The sequence below is a fragment of the Streptomyces sp. NPDC001617 genome (genome assembly GCF_053596855.1).
Map to the genome: position 1 here is coordinate 17,536 of NZ_JBSFHA010000113.1, position 15,065 is coordinate 32,600.

General features: G+C 68.7%; 17 protein-coding genes. 9 read left to right on the forward strand and 8 right to left on the reverse strand.

What is annotated here, in order from left to right; all coding sequences use genetic code 11:
• Positions 1–25: 25 nt before the first annotated feature.
• A complete protein-coding gene (locus ACWC09_RS47045) occupies positions 26–319 on the reverse strand; it encodes a cytochrome P450 (RefSeq protein WP_450857802.1) in 294 nt (97 codons plus the stop codon).
• A complete protein-coding gene (locus ACWC09_RS47050) occupies positions 319–1,065 on the reverse strand; it encodes a hypothetical protein (protein WP_450857804.1) in 747 nt (248 codons plus the stop codon). The genes ACWC09_RS47045 and ACWC09_RS47050 overlap by 1 nt, the downstream gene beginning before the upstream one ends.
• 426 nt (positions 1,066–1,491) lie before the next feature.
• On the opposite strand from ACWC09_RS47050, the gene ACWC09_RS47055 reads away from it, so the two are divergent.
• Complete coding sequence (locus ACWC09_RS47055; protein WP_450857805.1) at positions 1,492–2,667, forward strand: alpha/beta hydrolase; 1,176 nt, start codon at positions 1,492–1,494, stop codon at positions 2,665–2,667.
• Between the two features lie 17 nt (positions 2,668–2,684).
• Complete coding sequence (locus ACWC09_RS47060; protein ID WP_450857807.1) at positions 2,685–3,491, forward strand: amidohydrolase family protein; 807 nt, start codon at positions 2,685–2,687, stop codon at positions 3,489–3,491.
• Positions 3,492–3,669: 178 nt separating this feature from the next.
• Here the strand turns inward: ACWC09_RS47060 and ACWC09_RS47065 are convergent, their stop codons facing one another.
• Complete coding sequence (locus ACWC09_RS47065) at positions 3,670–4,329, reverse strand: TetR/AcrR family transcriptional regulator (protein WP_450857809.1); 660 nt, start codon at positions 4,327–4,329, stop codon at positions 3,670–3,672.
• Positions 4,330–4,803: 474 nt separating this feature from the next.
• Between ACWC09_RS47065 and ACWC09_RS47070 the strand changes: the two genes are divergently transcribed.
• On the forward strand, positions 4,804–5,226 hold the full coding sequence (locus ACWC09_RS47070) for a MarR family winged helix-turn-helix transcriptional regulator (RefSeq protein ID WP_450857811.1): 423 nt from the start codon (positions 4,804–4,806) through the stop codon (positions 5,224–5,226).
• 121 nt (positions 5,227–5,347) lie between these two features.
• Here the strand turns inward: ACWC09_RS47070 and ACWC09_RS47075 are convergent, their stop codons facing one another.
• The 3 genes from ACWC09_RS47075 to ACWC09_RS47085 form a co-directional block, all read right to left on the reverse strand.
• Positions 5,348–6,340: an amidohydrolase family protein gene (locus ACWC09_RS47075; protein WP_450857813.1), complete on the reverse strand. Its 993-nt coding sequence runs from the start codon at positions 6,338–6,340 to the stop codon at positions 5,348–5,350.
• 217 nt (positions 6,341–6,557) lie between these two features.
• Complete coding sequence (locus tag ACWC09_RS47080) at positions 6,558–7,736, reverse strand: DUF3500 domain-containing protein (RefSeq protein ID WP_450857814.1); 1,179 nt, start codon at positions 7,734–7,736, stop codon at positions 6,558–6,560.
• On the reverse strand, positions 7,733–8,830 hold the full coding sequence (locus ACWC09_RS47085; RefSeq protein WP_450857816.1) for a zinc-dependent alcohol dehydrogenase: 1,098 nt from the start codon (positions 8,828–8,830) through the stop codon (positions 7,733–7,735). Before ACWC09_RS47085 ends, ACWC09_RS47080 begins: the two co-directional genes overlap by 4 nt.
• 239 nt (positions 8,831–9,069) lie before the next feature.
• Here ACWC09_RS47085 and ACWC09_RS47090 point away from each other — a divergent pair, with 239 nt between their 5' ends.
• The 3 genes from ACWC09_RS47090 (at position 9,070) to ACWC09_RS47100 (ending at position 11,801) form a co-directional block, all read left to right on the forward strand.
• On the forward strand, positions 9,070–9,855 hold the full coding sequence (locus ACWC09_RS47090; RefSeq protein WP_450857818.1) for an SDR family oxidoreductase: 786 nt from the start codon (positions 9,070–9,072) through the stop codon (positions 9,853–9,855).
• Between the two features lie 32 nt (positions 9,856–9,887).
• Positions 9,888–10,823, forward strand: coding sequence for a dihydrodipicolinate synthase family protein (locus tag ACWC09_RS47095; RefSeq protein WP_450857819.1), 936 nt, complete (start codon positions 9,888–9,890; stop codon positions 10,821–10,823).
• A 72-nt stretch (positions 10,824–10,895) separates the two neighbouring features.
• On the forward strand, positions 10,896–11,801 hold the full coding sequence (locus ACWC09_RS47100) for a LysR family transcriptional regulator (RefSeq protein WP_450857821.1): 906 nt from the start codon (positions 10,896–10,898) through the stop codon (positions 11,799–11,801).
• A 246-nt stretch (positions 11,802–12,047) separates the two neighbouring features.
• Here ACWC09_RS47100 and ACWC09_RS47105 read toward each other — a convergent pair whose 3' ends face one another.
• Positions 12,048–12,176 (reverse strand): hypothetical protein, encoded by a 129-nt coding sequence (locus tag ACWC09_RS47105; protein ID WP_450857823.1) that lies wholly within the window; start codon positions 12,174–12,176, stop codon positions 12,048–12,050.
• 89 nt (positions 12,177–12,265) lie between these two features.
• Positions 12,266–12,388, reverse strand: coding sequence for a hypothetical protein (locus ACWC09_RS47110; RefSeq protein ID WP_450857825.1), 123 nt, complete (start codon positions 12,386–12,388; stop codon positions 12,266–12,268).
• 121 nt (positions 12,389–12,509) lie between these two features.
• Here ACWC09_RS47110 and ACWC09_RS47115 point away from each other — a divergent pair, with 121 nt between their 5' ends.
• The 3 genes from ACWC09_RS47115 to ACWC09_RS47125 all read left to right on the forward strand — a co-directional run bounded on the left by ACWC09_RS47115 (position 12,510) and on the right by ACWC09_RS47125 (position 14,637).
• Complete coding sequence (locus ACWC09_RS47115; protein ID WP_450857827.1) at positions 12,510–12,821, forward strand: hypothetical protein; 312 nt, start codon at positions 12,510–12,512, stop codon at positions 12,819–12,821.
• Positions 12,818–13,564 (forward strand): MBL fold metallo-hydrolase, encoded by a 747-nt coding sequence (locus ACWC09_RS47120; protein ID WP_450857829.1) that lies wholly within the window; start codon positions 12,818–12,820, stop codon positions 13,562–13,564. Before ACWC09_RS47115 ends, ACWC09_RS47120 begins: the two co-directional genes overlap by 4 nt.
• Positions 13,565–13,695: 131 nt before the next feature.
• Entirely contained in the window at positions 13,696–14,637 is a 942-nt protein-coding gene (locus ACWC09_RS47125) for an aldo/keto reductase (protein ID WP_450857831.1), read from the forward strand.
• The last annotated feature ends 428 nt before the right edge of the window (positions 14,638–15,065 follow it).

Below are 15,065 nucleotides of genomic sequence, written 5' to 3' on the forward strand. Positions count from 1 at the left end.
GGAACGTCGCGCGGCTGGGGCTCGTTCAGGCGGGGACGAGTTCGAGCGGCAGGCGCTCCAAGCGGTGGATGATGTTGTTCAGGGCCCACTGTGGTCGGCCGGTCGCCTCGATCCGGTCGACGCGTTCGACCAGGGCACGCAGCATGGCCGAAGTCTCCAGGCGAGCCAGGCCCTGTCCGGCGCAGCCGTGGGTCCCGTGTCCGAAGCCGAGCTGACGGCCCGCCTCACGGCGGATGTCGAAGGTGTCCGGGTCGTCCCACTCCAGGGGGTCCCGGTTGGCGGAGGCGTACAGAACCAGTACCCGCGGGTGCGTGGCCATCAGGTACAGGGCGCTGGAGATGGCGCTGATCGTGGTGTCGAGTGACGGCGCCAGGTAGTCCACCATGAGCGACGCACAATCGGCGGGCGACATCCTGCCCTCGTCGGCCGCGCACAGGACGTCGTGCCCCATGCTGTCTTCCAGGACCGAGCGGTCGCAGACGACAGCACGGGCATAGCGCGCATCATGCCGAGAGCCGCGGGCATGGTCCGCAGCGCCTGCCGGTTGACGGGCCCCAGCACATCGAACGCGGCCCCGGCCCACCGCAGCAGATGCTCACGCCCTGCCCTGGGCCAGCCGACGAAGTCGGGGACGACCGCCATCGACAGCGCCGTGGCCACCTCGACCCTGTCGACGGCCTGACGCGCGACAGCGGCTTCGACGACGGCGGCGGCCTGCTGGTCGACCGTGTTCTTCATCGTGCGCAGGGCCCTGGGTGTCAGGCGGTGCGCCACTTGGGAACGGCGGCGGTCATGGTCGTCACCCTCGTTGAAAAGGGTCGTGCCCTGGCCGAGCCGGTTCGCGAGCGGGTTGAGCGCGACGCCCTCACCGGAGACGAAGGTCTCGTCGTCGAGCAGGACCGCTCTGCACTCGGCGTGACGCGGCAGGGCATACACCTTGTGTTTGTCCAGCCAGACCACCGGGCCGAGGCCGCGAAGCCCGGCGTAGTGCGGGTACGGATCGCGGAGGGCCGTGGCGGAGTACAGGTCGGGGACATAGACGGGGACGTCCCGGGGCGGGGGCATCAGGTCTCCTTTCGCGCCGACCATGGGGCACCGACAGCCCCAATGGCGCGCTTGAGGCATGGCGTCCTCCGAGGAACCGTAAAAGTGACGAAAGCATCAACTCTGCGCAGCCCATCGTCAATAGCTGAGAGCTAGTCAGCTGAGTAAAACATCAGGGATGCCGAGATCACCCAAAGAGCGAGTGTTCGCTTGATCGGGCGGCCGACCCGTACCCGTTGCAACGGTCCTCGCATTACGGCTACGTTGTTCTCGAAACACGGGGCGCTGCATGGCTCCGGTCGGAGCGAAGGAGCACGTCCGCCATGCCCCGCGCAACGACTGGACCGTAGCCCCATACACAGCGCACCCGATGCGTCCGGCCACCGCTCTCCGGCCGGCCGGCGTACCGCCGCGCCATTCAACAGCCACCACGCACAAGGAGATGGGATGTCCCCACAGCATGGAGTCGCTGAGGACAGGGCCCTCATCGTGACCCGCGACTTCGTCGGCAGCCGCGCGGAGACGGACGACGTCACATCGAGGCTCTCGGACGAATCGCAGGCCGGGTTGCGTCAGTTCTCGTTGGAGCGCATGACCGGCTACGGCGTCGACTACGCGGATGCCGTGGAACTGCGTGCCCGCGTGGTCGAGGGGCAGGACTGGTGCTCGGCCGCCACGGAACTCGCGGACGTGTGCCTGCGCCGAGTCAACGGCGCCTCGGACGCCGCGGGCACGCCCACGCGGATCGCGTACCTCCGCCGTGCGTCCGCACTGCTTCGCATGAGCCAGATGATGATGTTGTCCGACACCCCCGAGCGCCGCTCGATCTTCGCTCGGGCCGGCGTGCTCTACGCCCAGGCCGCCGAGCTCAGTGCCGACCGCGAGCGCGTCACGATCGAAACCGGCTGCGATCCCTTGGTGGGGTGGCTCGTCCCCGCGGCCGGCACCGCGGTCGGCTCGGCCCTCGTCATCGGCGGCGTCGAAGGCTGGGGCATGGATTTCGACAGCGTCGGCGAGGCGCTCGCGGAACGCGGCGTCGACGCGCTGCTGCTCGACGGCCCGGGACAGGGTGAAACCAGGTTCACGCACAAGCACTACCTCACCGCCCAGTGGCGCGACGCTTACGAGCGAGCCGTCGACTTCCTCGACGAGCGCTCGCCGGGTCGACCGATCGGTTTCATCGGCAACAGCATGGGGGGCAGCTTCGCCATGGCCGTCGCGGGACGGGACCCCCGGATCCGGGCGTGCGTCGACAACGGCGGCATCCACGCCCCATGGCTCGTGCCGCCGACCATGGGGACCTTCTTCTCGAAGATGGTGGCCGCCTGCGGAACCGAGGACACGGACCGGGCGGTGGAGGTCTGGAAGACCGTCGCCCCGATCGCCGACGGACCCAACGCCGGCTATCCGCTGCTGGTCGTGCAGGGCGGTGAGGACCCCATGATCTCGATGGATCTCGCACAGATCCTTCTGCAGGGCGCCCCCACGGACGACAAACAGATGGTCGTCTTCTCCGACGGCAACCACTGCGTCTACAACCACAAGAACGACCGTGACGCACTCATCGCCGACTGGACAAGGGCGCGCCTGTGCGGCCTGCCGAGCCCTGAGATCGCGAACTGACTCCGAGGAACGCACCCATGCAGATCATCGATGCGCAGATCCACCTGTGGGCCGGTGAGAGCGCACCGCCACACCACTGGCGCGCGCCCTACACCGTGGAGACCGCCCTGCGGGACATGGACGAGGCGGGCGTGAACCGCGCGGTCAACTGTCCGGCGATCTGGGACGCCGACGCGAACGACTACGCCGTGGAGGTGGCGAAGCGGTATCCCGAGCGGTTCGCGACCCTGGGCTGGTTTCCCCTCGACGAGAGCGCGGACGAGTCCCTCGTCGACGCATGGCTGGAAAAGCCCGGCATGCTGGGCCTGCGCTTCATGCTGGCGGCGCCAGCGATGGCGGACCGCCTCGCATCGGGCGGCCTCGACTGGCTGTGGGCGGCAGCAGACCGGCGCGAGATCCCCGTGGGGCTCATGGTGCTGCCCCCGTACCTGCCGGCCGTCGCGGACATCGCCGCCCGATACCCACGGATGCGTCTGATGATCGACCACCTCGCGGTCAACCCCTTCGAGAAGCTGCCCGACGCGGCCGCACACCTCGATGTCCTGCTCGCCCTCGCGCGCCACCCCAACATCGGCGTGAAGGCGACGGCCGTTCCCGGTATGGCGACGGACCCGTACCCGTTCGCCGACACGCACGGCGTGCTGCGCCAGGTCTTCGACGCGTACGGCGCCGAGCGGATGTTCTGGGGCAGCGACATCACACGTCTCCACTGCTCGTGGCGCGAGGCGGTGACGATGTTCACCGAGGAACTGCCCTGGCTGCGAGGCCGCGACCGGGAGCTGGTCATGGGCCGCGCCGTGGCCGAGTGGATCGGCTGGCACTGAGCGGCGAAGCGACCGACACGAGGCGAGCGCCGTAGCGCTCCGGGACAGCCGCTACGGCGAGCCGCTCCCCGGAATCGCGGGCCACCGCCCAGCACGCGCGCAACGCCACGGTGAGCGCCTCGTGCCGGGATCCGTCACACCGGCGCCGTCACCGTGCTCGCCGTGTGCGCTGCCGGGCTCAGTGCCCGACGGCTGCTTCGGACTCCCGCAGCGAGTCGGCTCTGGCCTGTTCCAGCCCGTCGAGGAGCAGGCCCAGGCCGAACCAGAACTCTTCGTGCACCGGTACGGAGGTCAGCTCGTCGGCCGCGGCCATCGTGGCCGGATAGGCGGCCGGATCGAGCGAGAGGTAGTAGTCCCGCAGCTGTGCATGGTCCTCCGGGCCCGGGGTCCCGGGGCCGTGCTGCTGGATGGCGAAGCCGATCACATAGTGGCCGATGGCCGTGAAGGCACGGGCGGCCAGGCCGACCGGGAACCCGTGGTCCAGGAAGAGAGTGATGAGCCGCTCCCTGGCTCGCAGGGCGTTGGGGCCGACGGGAACCTGGGCCGCCAGCAACGACAGCGCGTTGGGATGCCGGCACAGAGCGCCGTAGAAGGCCTCCGCCACGGCCTTGACGGCTTCCCGCCAGGACAGACCGTCCAACTCCTCGGGCGGAACGCGGACTTCGCCCAGGATCCTGTCGGCGACCAGAGCGAGGAGTTCGTCCTTGCCGGTGAAGTGCCGGTAGAGCGTCGCCGTACCCGAGTCCAGGGCATCGGCGAGCATACGCAGGGTCAGTGCCTGGATGCCCACTTCGTCGATGAGCTTCAGAGCCGTGTCGACGATTCGGCCGACGTCCATCGGGGGGCGCCCGCGCCGGTACGCCGGAGGAGGTGTCCGGCTCGCCCACCAAGCAGCACTTCCCGGAACGGGCTGGGCCTCCGAAGCCATGAAAACGGTCACCCTTTCGGTGAGATCGGCTGAGGGCACGTGTCCCATACAAGAGTTTCGGCTTTATCGTATCCGTTTTCGCCGGCGGCAGGGCGGGACGCCCCGCATCGTCAACGCCGACCACAGGGCCGTCGCCTCACCGGTCGGCAGCGGAGAGGGCGTCGACGACTCAGCCGGCCGGGGCGATCCCGTCCCCAGACCGCCCCGCAAGGCAGTCGCGCCGCACGGCAGATCCCTGCACCACCGCACTGGTAAGTCCCCGGGCATTATGAGCCGAGACCATACGTACGACTAACCATAGGTGGGACAAACGATGCCCGAGGCTGCGCTGGTACCGGGGACAGTGGCCGAACACACCATCTGCCTTCTGGTCAAGACGGGCAGGTGGCGTTCAAGATCGCCGTGGACGGCACCCGCGGGGTCGGTCTGCGAGTAAGGCACTACAGCGTCCTGCAGGCCTTGGCCGACAACGGGGCAATGCCGCAGCTGGCGCTCGGCTCGTTCCTGCGTATCGATCCGGCGACGATGATGACGAGTCTCGACGACCTGGAGCGCGCCGGATATGCCGAGCGGACACGGGATCCACAGGACCGTCGTCGGTACGCCGTCGACATCACCGCCGACGGACGCAAGGTCCTGGCCGACCTTAACCGCACACTCGTCGATCTCGACGGCGACATCCTTGCCGACCTGGGTACCGCGGAGCGGCAATCGCTTCATGTCCTGCTGGGCAGCCTTGCCGGAAGTCCGGCTCTGACCTCCCTCTTCGACTCCGTCCGGGAGCAGAGCGGGACGAAACGGGCTTAGCCATTGCGAACGCTCTCACCGGTGACGTCTCGTCGTCGACCAGGCCCGCTTCGCACGCCGCGCAACGCGGCCGGGCGTACACCTTGTGCTTGCCCAGGCGCACCATCAGGCGGTTGTGTGGTCAGTCCCGTGCGCTCGTTGCCGAAGCCAGCCTGGGGAAGAGCGCCGCCGCGGCGCCGTGGCGCATCGTCTCCAGGCCCTCACCGGTCAGACAGTCGCTGTCGGCCAGAGCCTCGGCCAGCCCATGGACGACCCAGTCCGGGGTGTACGGATAGTCGCTGCCGTAGAGGAGGTGGTCAGCGTCCGTCAGGGTCAGCAAGGCGGGGAGCAGCCGCGGCAGGGCGAAGCCGGCGAGATCGTAGTAGAGCCCGCGCAGGGCCCCGAAGACGTCGACAGGCTGACCACCGCCGGCCAAGGCGAACGCGGCGACCCGGTCCGCGAGGGCCGGCAGCGCGCCTCCCGCGTGCGGGACGATGAAACGGATGGCGGGATACCGGTCGAGGACGCCGCCCAGGATCAGGTTGGTCACCGCGCGTGTGGTCTCGAAGGGGAACTCGAGCATGGGGCGGGGGCGGCCCGCACTGGTCGCTTCCCAGCACGGGGGCGAGGTCGGGTGCAGCAGGACGACCGCGCGGCGCCGGTCGAGTTCATCCATCAGCGGCTCGTAGTACGGGTCGCCCAGATGTCGGCCGGCGTACGAGGTGTGCAGGGTGATCCCGTCCGCCCCCAAGTCGTCCAGCGCGTGCCGGGTCTCGGCGAGTGCACCGGGCAGGTCCGGCAGCGGAAGCGAGGCCAGCAGTCCGAAGCGCTCCGGGTGGGCCTGTACGAGGGACGCGCCCTCGTCGTTGACCTCTCGGGCCAGGTCGCCGGCAGCATCCGCGTCGCCGTAGTGCACTCCGGGCGACGACACCGACAGCAGGGCCGCGGCGATCCCCGTACGGTCCATCGCGGCCAGCGCCGCCTCGGGGGTCCAGTCGGGGATGGCGGGCATCCCGTCGGGTTGCCCGTGGCCCGCCGCCTCCATCGCGGCCCGCAAACGTGGGGTGATGTAGTGCGCGTGGACGTCGATGACCCCGGCCAGCGGCGGCGGTCCGGGGGCGGTCGGCGGTGTCATGCGCTGCTCCTCGCGTCGTTGGTCGTCTTCAGCAGTGATCGGAGCGCAGGGCGCCCTGTGCTTCAGAAATGAAGGGTCTCCAGAGCAACGCCGTCGTGATGACGAAAACACCAAGTGTGCACACACCATCGTCAATAGCTGAAGCGAAGTGAACTGAGCAAAGCATCAGAGATGTCGAGTTGATCGTTGGGTGGAGCGGGCGACACCGCGCGCGCCGTCAGTGGGCCGTCCGTGCCCGGTGTTCCGCGAGGACGTCCAGGCCGAAGTCGGAGGCCGGGTCGCGCCACACCGAGTGGGCGTGGTTGGCGTGCCGTTGGGTGTTGTCGTACTCGATGAGGACGCTGGGGCCGTGGAGGCGGTAGTAGTGCGGTTCGCCGGCCTCCAGGCTGCCGGCCCAACTGAAGTGGACCTCGTCGAGGACGCTGTCGGAGGCGTAGTGGGCGCCGTGGTCCTTGGCGAGGTCCTCGGGGGCCCGGCCGGTGTACAGGGAGAGCAGCCGTCGCAGCCCATGGCGTTGCTCCTCGTCCAGGTCTCGTGCGCTGACGCCTCGGGGAGGGACCGTGATCGCCACGCGCGCGTGGTCCTCCTCGGTGTATCCGCTGCCCTCCTCGGCCCGCCGGTCGATGTCGTCGACAAGACGTGCCAGAGCCGGGTCCGTGAAGCTCCCCCGCCAGAGGTCCTGCATGTGCATCATGGTGTCGCCGTGGCGGACTCGCGGCCTGTTGCCGGAGACGATGTCGGACACGGCTGACGGGTGGAGCAGCGCCTGCCGGAGTTGGGGTGCGCTCAGCGTCCGTGCGAGGTGCCGTGCCTGGTCCTCGATCCCGCCCAGTGGGTCCAGGGATCCGCCGAGCAACGGGGTGTTCGCGGGGTCGGCACCGATGAAGCACGGCGTCGTCGAGACGAGTCTGTCCCCCACGATCAGGTTGTTCAGGGAGATGTGGTGGCCCCCGAACCGCCAGGCCCACACCGGGTCGCCGGGTCGGCCGAAAATCCGCAGCCAGTACAGGCCGGGGTCGCGCCCGCGCTCACGCCCCCAGTCGACCCGCCACCCTTCCACCTGGTCCAGGATGTTCTCCAGACCCATCACCGTGGCGACCGTGGCGTATCCGGCCTCTGACAACCCGGTCGCCACCAACTGCATGGCCAAGCTCTGCTGGTAGGCGGTCTGCTCCCGGATGGCCAGTCCGCCGTGATGGGTCGGCGTGTAGTACCACCGCAGTCTCTCCGCCTCCGCTTCGGAGTCGAGCGGCGATTCGTACAGGGCGAAGAGGAGTTGTTCCCGGCTCAACGTGCCCAGCCAGGTGGCGGCGGCTGTCGCCATGGCCGCTGCCGCCCTCTCGCGGCCGGCTGGAGCGGCGGTCGGCTTCCCGCCGTTGCGGCCGTCGTTCGTCACCGGGGCACTCCCCCGTCCTCGGACACGTCCAGCATGACTTTGATGGCGTTGCCCCGGCGTTCGGCGTACGTGTCGAAGGCTTCGTCGATGTCCCGCAGAGGGAAGTGGTGTGTGATCAGTTCAGCGGTACGCAGACGTCCGCGGGCTGCGAGGGAGACCGCTCGGGCCAGCGAACCTGTGCCCTCGCCACGGACCGTACCGATCGAGATGCCGTTCATCACCGCGCGATTGAGATCGGCGCGCACCGGCTCCTCGAAGAAGCCCACGAGCACGATCTTGCCGCCGCGCTTGGCCATACGCAGGGCGTCGTCCACCGCGCCGGGAGCGCCCGAGCATTCCAGGACGATGTCGGCGCCCATGCCCTGCGTCGCGTCGCGGACCGCGGCGACGGCGTCTTCGTACCGGGAATTGAGCACGACGTCCGCACCGAACGACTTGCCGATCTCCAGACGGCCGTCACGGGTACCGATCAGGGCCACCGTCCGGGCGGCGAGCTCGCGGGCGACCTGGGTGGCGAGGAGTCCGATCGGGCCCGGTCCGATCACGGCGACGCCCGCGCCGACCAGCAGGGAGTCGAGGATGTCGAAGGCGTGCATGACCGTGCCCACCGTGGTGAGGACGACAGCGGCGTCGAAGTCGACCGAGTCCGGAAGCCGGTGAAGGGTGGAGACATGGTTGACCGCGTACTCGGCGAATCCCCCGTTCACGGTCATCCCCTGCACACGATGGCCCTTGGCCCGGTGACCGTAGTTGAGGCAGTCGGTGTAGCCGCCGGCCAGGCAGTTGGCGCAGCGCATGCAGCCGCGGTGCGCCTCCGTGACGACTCGGTCGCCGACGCGGAACTCGTCGACGGTGTCCCCGACAGCGACGACGACTCCCGCGTACTCGTGACCTGGGACGAACACGTCGGGGGCAGGCCCGCCGTCCGGGAAGAAGTGCCGGCTGCGGACCTTGAGGTCCGTGCCGCACAAGGACGCTCTCCGGACCTGCACCAGGACGTCTTCCGGGCCCACTTCGGGCACGGGCAGCGTTGCCGTTCTGATGACGCCGGGCCGGCCCAGCACTGCCGCCTGCATGGTCTCCGGCAAGGACATATCGCGTCTCCCACTGCGGGCCATGACGCCACGCGTCAACTTGGGTGAACGGGACGTTCACGCCTCGCAACCATCCTTGCCACACTCATGCCGCCTGCCTACTGGTGTCGCATAGGGGTTACCTATAAGGCGTGAGGTGAATTCCTATTGGTGACGGCCTGCCCCTCGTGCCACAGTCGTCGGGATATGGCGGCTCACCGAATTACCGGTTGGGCCAAGTGCCCTTGAGGCGCGGAACCGTGGATCTGGGAATTGCCGGGAAAACTGCGCTTGTGTTGGGGGGAGGCGGAGGCATCGGCGGTGCTGTCGCGCAGGCGCTGGCGGAAGAGGGTGCCGACATCGCCATTGCCGATATCGATTCGCAGGCCGCGCAAAAGCGCGCCGAGGCGGTACGGAATGTCGGCGGCAACGCCCTGGTAGCGAAATGGGATCTCAGCGACCTGGGCGCGATCGACGCGAATGTCGCGCTCATTGAGGATTCTCTGGGCCCGGTCGACATCCTCGTCAACAACACCGGCGGACCTCCCCCCTCCCCCGTGTTGGGTCAGGACCACGAGGTCTGGTTGAGCCACTTCCAGTCCATGGTGCTGTCGGTGATGGCGATCACCGACAGGGTGGCGCCGTCGATGAGGAGTCGCGGCTGGGGCAGGATCATCACCAGCACCAGTTCCGGCGTGGTATCCCCCATCCCCAATCTGGGTCTCTCGAACACGCTGCGCACCGCTCTCCTCGGCTGGTCGAAAACGTTGGCACGGGAGGTCGCGGCCGACGGAATCACCTGCAACGTGGTGGTTCCGGGTCGGATCCGCACGGAGCGAGTGCGGTTTCTGGACCGGTCGAGAGCCGAACGGGAGGGAAAGACCCCGGAGCAGGCATCCGCGGAGAGTTTCGCGTCGATCCCCGTGGGCCGCTACGGCGAGCCGCGTGAGTACGCGTCCACCGTCGCCTTCCTGGCGAGCGTACAGGCCTCCTACATCACCGGCTCAGTGGTCCGGGTCGACGGCGGCCTCATTGCGGGCATCTGAACGTGAAGAGCTGACACGAAGAAGGTTGCGGCATGGCTCTGCTGACGCGCACGACCCAGGGCGTTTTCGCTATCGCCCCGACTCCGTTCAACGATGACGGGGCCGTCGATTTCGACTCGCTCAGCCGGCTCACGGAGTTCTATTCACGTGTCGGTGTCACCGGACTGACACTGCTCGGTCAGATGGGCGAGGCCCCCAAGCTGTCCCACGACGAGAGCGTGGGCATCGTCAGGCATGTGCTCAAGCGGACCGACGTGCCGATCGTCGTGGGAGTGTCGGCGCCCGGCTATGCCGCCATGCGGGCGCTGTCCACGGAGGTCATGTCCGCCGGCGCGTCCGGCGTCATGATCGCACCACCCAACACGCTGCGCACCGATGACCGGATCGTGGCGTACTACGAGGGAGCCGCCGCAGCCATCGGCGAGGACGTGCCCTTCGTGCTCCAGGACTACCCGCTGTCGTTCTCCGTGGAGATGTCCCCGTGCGTCATCGCCCGCATCGCGCGCACCCTCCCCGGGTGCGTGATGCTCAAGCACGAGGACTGGCCGGGCCTGGAGAAGATCAGCAGCCTGCGGCGGATGGAGGCGGCCGGTGACATGCCGCGTCTGTCGATCCTGTGCGGAAACGGCGGCCTCTTCCTCGACTTCGAGACGGAGCGTGGAGCTGACGGCGCCATGACGGGGTACTGCTTTCCGGAACTGCTGGTGGACGTGGTCCGTCACACGGCGGCCGGTGACCGTGACGCCGCCCATGACGTCTTCGACGCCCACTTGCCCCTGTTGCGTTACGAGCAGCAACCGGGCACTGGTTTGGCCGTGCGCAAGTACGTCATGATGCGGCGAGGGCTGCTGACGTCGGACGCGCAGCGCAGGCCCGGGGCCAGGCTCTCCGCCACGGCCCGCGCCGAGGTCGACTACCTGCTGACGCGGCTGGCACGCAGCGACAGTAGGGTCACTCTCGTGGCCTGACGAGCCACCAGCCCGCAGCCGGTGGGCCGAACGGCAGGCCGACGCCCTGATGAGGCAGGAGAGCTCGATCGCATGCAGCTGCGTCAGCTGGAGTACTTCATCGGCATCTGCGAGGCCGGCTCCTTCAGCGCAGCCGCTGTCCGGCTGTATGTCACACAGCCCTCGCTGTCCCAGCAGATCCGCGCTCTCGAGAAGGAACTCGGGGCAGATCTGCTCGAACGCGGCCGTCACGGCATCACGTTGACCCCCGCCGGCCGGGTCTTCCTGCCGCAGGCCCAACGCGCCATCCAGGCCGTGCAGGACGCCCAGGACTCCGTTCGCCAGGTTGTCGAGGGCCGCAAGGGTGATGTCCACGTGCTGACGGTGAGATCCGTGGCATCGGGCATCCTGCCGTCGTCCGCCGCACGCTGGCACTCCCTGTTCCCCTCCACCGTCCTGCGCCTGCACGACTTCTCGCACCGCCGCGCCCTGGAGGACGCCGTACGGAGCGGCCAGGGTGACATCGCCGTCGGGCCACGGCCGTCCTCATGGGAGGGGCCCGTGGTCTCACTCGGCTACGAGGAGATGGTGGTGGTCGGTCCGGTCGGGCACGAGGCGGAAGAGGTTGCAGAGCCCGCCGAACTGGCCGGCGCCGACTGGGTGCTCTACGAACCGGAGCAAGGCATGAGCGAGGTGGTGGACTGGGTGGCAGCCCATCTCGGGTTCACGCCACGCGCCGTTGCGGGTACGGGCCAGGTGGCGGCGGCTCTCCTGTTCGCGGTCGAGGGCCTCGGAATGACGGTGGCACCGCAGAACGCGGTGCCTCTCGGGTGGGCCAGGCACGCACGGAGAATCGGCTCCGGGTTCTACCGGGAGCTCGTGGCGTACAGCAGAAGGCATCCCTCGCAGCTGGCGGAACGCTACCGGGACATGCTCACCTCTCTCGAACTGCCACTGACAGCACAGGAAGACCTGCCCGAGGATGCCGTCCGCTGCTGAGGCGCCGCGGTTGTGTGCCGCATGGAGCCGGCCACGGCGCACGTCGGCCGGTGCGATCGTGCCTGAAGGTCGTCCCGTCGTACCGGGTGCCCCCTGCTTTGCGGAGGTGGCGCAGCTCCGGGCGCCGGCGGAGGTGACGATGGGGCGAAGCTTCTGACCCGCGTGTCTGTCGCGGGGAGTTGGTCAACCGACGGCGGACAGCCGGGTTTTGGACAGCGGGGTCAGGGTTGTTCTGGTGGCGGGTGGTCACGCGGCGTGGCGGTGACAAGTGCGGTCTTCGAGTTCCTGGGCGAGCTGGTCATCCAACGGGACGCCCGTGGCGTTGAGGGTCATGGCGACCATGACGTAGTGACCGACGAGCAGGCACAGCTCCATGGCCTCGTCCGCCGAACAGTGGAAGGTCAGACGGGACCATGCGGTGTCCGTCAGGGCGCCGCTGTCGAGCAGTTCGTCGGTGGTCTGGTTCAGGGCGCGCAGGCGAGGGTCGTCGTCGAGGGCGGGTCGCCGCGGCGGCGGACGAACTCGCCGTGTGCGATCACGAGGCGGAGATGGAGTTCGGTCTGGAACTCCTCATCGACGCGGTGCACCGCCGGGTCGGGGCCCGGGCATGACCGGGCGCGCCGACGGCCTGGGCCGGGTCCTGCTCACCGGGCCCAGCGGCATCGTCAGCCGACAGGTCTCACTGCCCTGGCCGGACGGTCCGAGTACGTGCGGGCCGCCATCGCCACCGAATGCCTCACCCCCGAGCACTCCCGCATGCCCGGCCTGGCCCGCTGGGCCCGCACGTGGCAGCAGGAAGTCGTCCTCAACGCCAACACCATCGAGGCCACCGCCGAGCAGTACAACTCCCTGATCCTGGAGAAGAGTCCCGTCGACCGCTCCCAACGCGCCCCACGTTGCCTTCAGTTCTTCTTCCCCTCCAGCGAGCTGACCGCCCACCGGCTCAGCCCCGGTACCCGCCCCACCTCGACCCACGTACGGATCCACCACAGTACGCCCACCGCACGGAGCACCTCATGAGCATCTCCGTCAGCATCCTGGAGACCGGCACCATCCGCATCCGGCCCAGTCACCGCACGCACCCAGTCCGCCACCAGTCCGGTTCCCCTGCGCCGCTTGCGCGTGTTGACCGACCGACGCTGGACCGAGCCCCTGCCGTCAACACCTACCTGGTCGACCATCCCGAGGGCTACGTCCTCTTCGACGCCGGCGAATCGCCGCACTCCACCGAGAAGGGGTACTTTCCCTGGTGGCAGCCCTTCTTCCACGTGGCCGTCGACATCCGCGTCGGCCCCGACGAAGGGATCGGAGCCCGCCTGCGGCAGCGCGGCCTGGATCCCGCCCGGGACCTCAAAGCCGTGGTGCTCTCCCCTCTACAACACGACCACGGGGACGGGCTGCCCGACCTCGTCGGCGCCCCCGTCCACGTCACCCGCGAGCACTGGAAGGCGTTCGGCAAGCCGTTCCCTGCCACCATGGAAGGCGCGGTCCCCAAGCGGTGGCCGAAGGGCTTCACTCCGCACTTCCTGGAGCCCACCGGCGGCCCGGTCGGCCCCTGGGACCGCAGCTACCCGCTGGCCTCGGACGGCCGTATCCTCGCCGTCGACACACCCGGACACGTCCCCGGGCACGTCTGCCTGATCGTCTTCGGTGATCAGGCAACGTATCTCCTGGGCGGCGACTCCACCTACGACCAGGATCTCCTCGACGCTGAACGCCTGGCCGACTCCGAGACCTTCCGCCCGAGCCCCGGCACGGCCTGAACAACCGGTGTCTTTTGCGGGGCAGGCCCCCCTCGCACTCCGCACGCACACCCAAGGAACCATGAGGACACGAAAACGGCTCCGTCTTCCCCACCGGACGCCGACGCGATGACCAGGAAAGGGTGCGCGTAGTGAACCAAGCAGAACAATCGGACGGTCATCGCGAACCTGCGATACGAGAAATAGCTGGACGCCGCGTCTGGCCGATCGCTCTCGGCGGAGCGGCGCTGTCCCTTCGACCAGACCTGAGCCGAACAGCGGCCGTATGCACGATCAACGCTGCGATCGACAGCGGAGTGAACCTCATCGACACTGCTCGCGCCTACACGACCGTCGACGAGGAAGCGCACAACGAGCGTCTCATCGGCGACGTACTGGCCGCCCGCCAGGACGGAAGCACCGTGATGGTCGCAACCAAGGGGGGCCACTTCAGGGCAGGACCGGCGGAATGGAAGAACGACGCCCGGCCCGCCGCGCTGAGAACGGACCTCGAAAGCAGCCTTCGGGCGCTGAAGCGTGAGACGGTCGATCTGTACTTTCTGCACTGGCCGGATACCGACGTACCGTTCACCGAGAGCGTCGGTGCTCTCAGCGAGATGCGCTCGGAGGGGAAGATCCGAGCCATCGGCATCTCCAACGTCGACCCTGCCCTCCTGGCTCTCGCACGCACCGTCACATCGGTCGACGCCGTGGAAAATCCGTATTCCGCGCTCGGCGGAGGCGACGACGCGCTCCTTCGTGAATGCGAACGCCAGGGCATTCCGTTTCTGGCCTACTCACCGCTGCGAGGGTGGAACGCAAGCGATGCTTCGCCGCGCCTCCTGGATCTCGCGGCACATCGGGGTGTCTCGCCCCAGCAGTTGCTTCTCGCCTGTCTGCTGCACCGGTCCGACACGCTCCTGCCGATCAGCGGCGCCGGTCGCCCTGAGACGGCGGTGGATTCGGCCTCCTCGGCCCGGCTCTCTCTGAGCCCGAACGAGCTGCGGATCATTGATGCTGTGGCCGGCGGCCGCCGGGAACCGGCCGTCGAAGAGACGGCCGCTCCGGACGCCGCAGCATCCCCACAGCCCTGACGATCCCGCTGCCGACGGCCCGCGCGCCCACACTGCGTCGTACCCGCGGGCTGAACTCTCGCGTCCCAACATCACCGCAGAACGGCGACGAGCGACTCCGTGGCCGTCCATCGTGCGTGTACCGGCTCCTGGGTGCCGGGGGCGTGCAGCAACCGGCTCCCCGGTAGCCGGATTTAGCCAGGATGTCCGCCTGCCGCTCCTGAAGATCTCGCCAGCGTTCGCTGTCAGCGGCGTGATGATCGTGCGCGCGCCCTGGCGGACTCGGACGTCACGCGCCTCCCAGGACCGGCTGGACACCGCCTCAGGAACTTGGCGGGGTGGACCGGGTGTTCTAAGCCGTGCGTGCCGACGGCGTGCTCGTTCCTGCCCGGGTCGCGTCGGTGCCCCAGCTGGCCAGCAGTCGCAGGGCCTCCGCGGACGGGGAGTTC

Bases quoted from the DNA above. Each gene is read 5' to 3' on its own strand.
- ACWC09_RS47045 (WP_450857802.1), bottom strand. From the start codon at position 319: ATGGCCACGCACCCGCGGGTACTGGTTCTGTACGCCTCCGCCAACCGG.
- ACWC09_RS47050 (WP_450857804.1), bottom strand. From the start codon at position 1,065: ATGCCCCCGCCCCGGGACGTCCCCGTCTATGTCCCCGACCTGTACTCC.
- ACWC09_RS47055 (WP_450857805.1), top strand. From the start codon at position 1,492: ATGTCCCCACAGCATGGAGTCGCTGAGGACAGGGCCCTCATCGTGACC.
- ACWC09_RS47060 (WP_450857807.1), top strand. From the start codon at position 2,685: ATGCAGATCATCGATGCGCAGATCCACCTGTGGGCCGGTGAGAGCGCA.
- ACWC09_RS47065 (WP_450857809.1), bottom strand. From the start codon at position 4,329: ATGGACGTCGGCCGAATCGTCGACACGGCTCTGAAGCTCATCGACGAA.
- ACWC09_RS47075 (WP_450857813.1), bottom strand. From the start codon at position 6,340: ATGACACCGCCGACCGCCCCCGGACCGCCGCCGCTGGCCGGGGTCATC.
- ACWC09_RS47085 (WP_450857816.1), bottom strand. From the start codon at position 8,830: ATGTCCTTGCCGGAGACCATGCAGGCGGCAGTGCTGGGCCGGCCCGGC.
- ACWC09_RS47095 (WP_450857819.1), top strand. From the start codon at position 9,888: ATGGCTCTGCTGACGCGCACGACCCAGGGCGTTTTCGCTATCGCCCCG.
- ACWC09_RS47100 (WP_450857821.1), top strand. From the start codon at position 10,896: ATGCAGCTGCGTCAGCTGGAGTACTTCATCGGCATCTGCGAGGCCGGC.
- ACWC09_RS47105 (WP_450857823.1), bottom strand. From the start codon at position 12,176: ATGGAGCTGTGCCTGCTCGTCGGTCACTACGTCATGGTCGCCATGACC.
- ACWC09_RS47120 (WP_450857829.1), top strand. From the start codon at position 12,818: ATGAGCATCTCCGTCAGCATCCTGGAGACCGGCACCATCCGCATCCGG.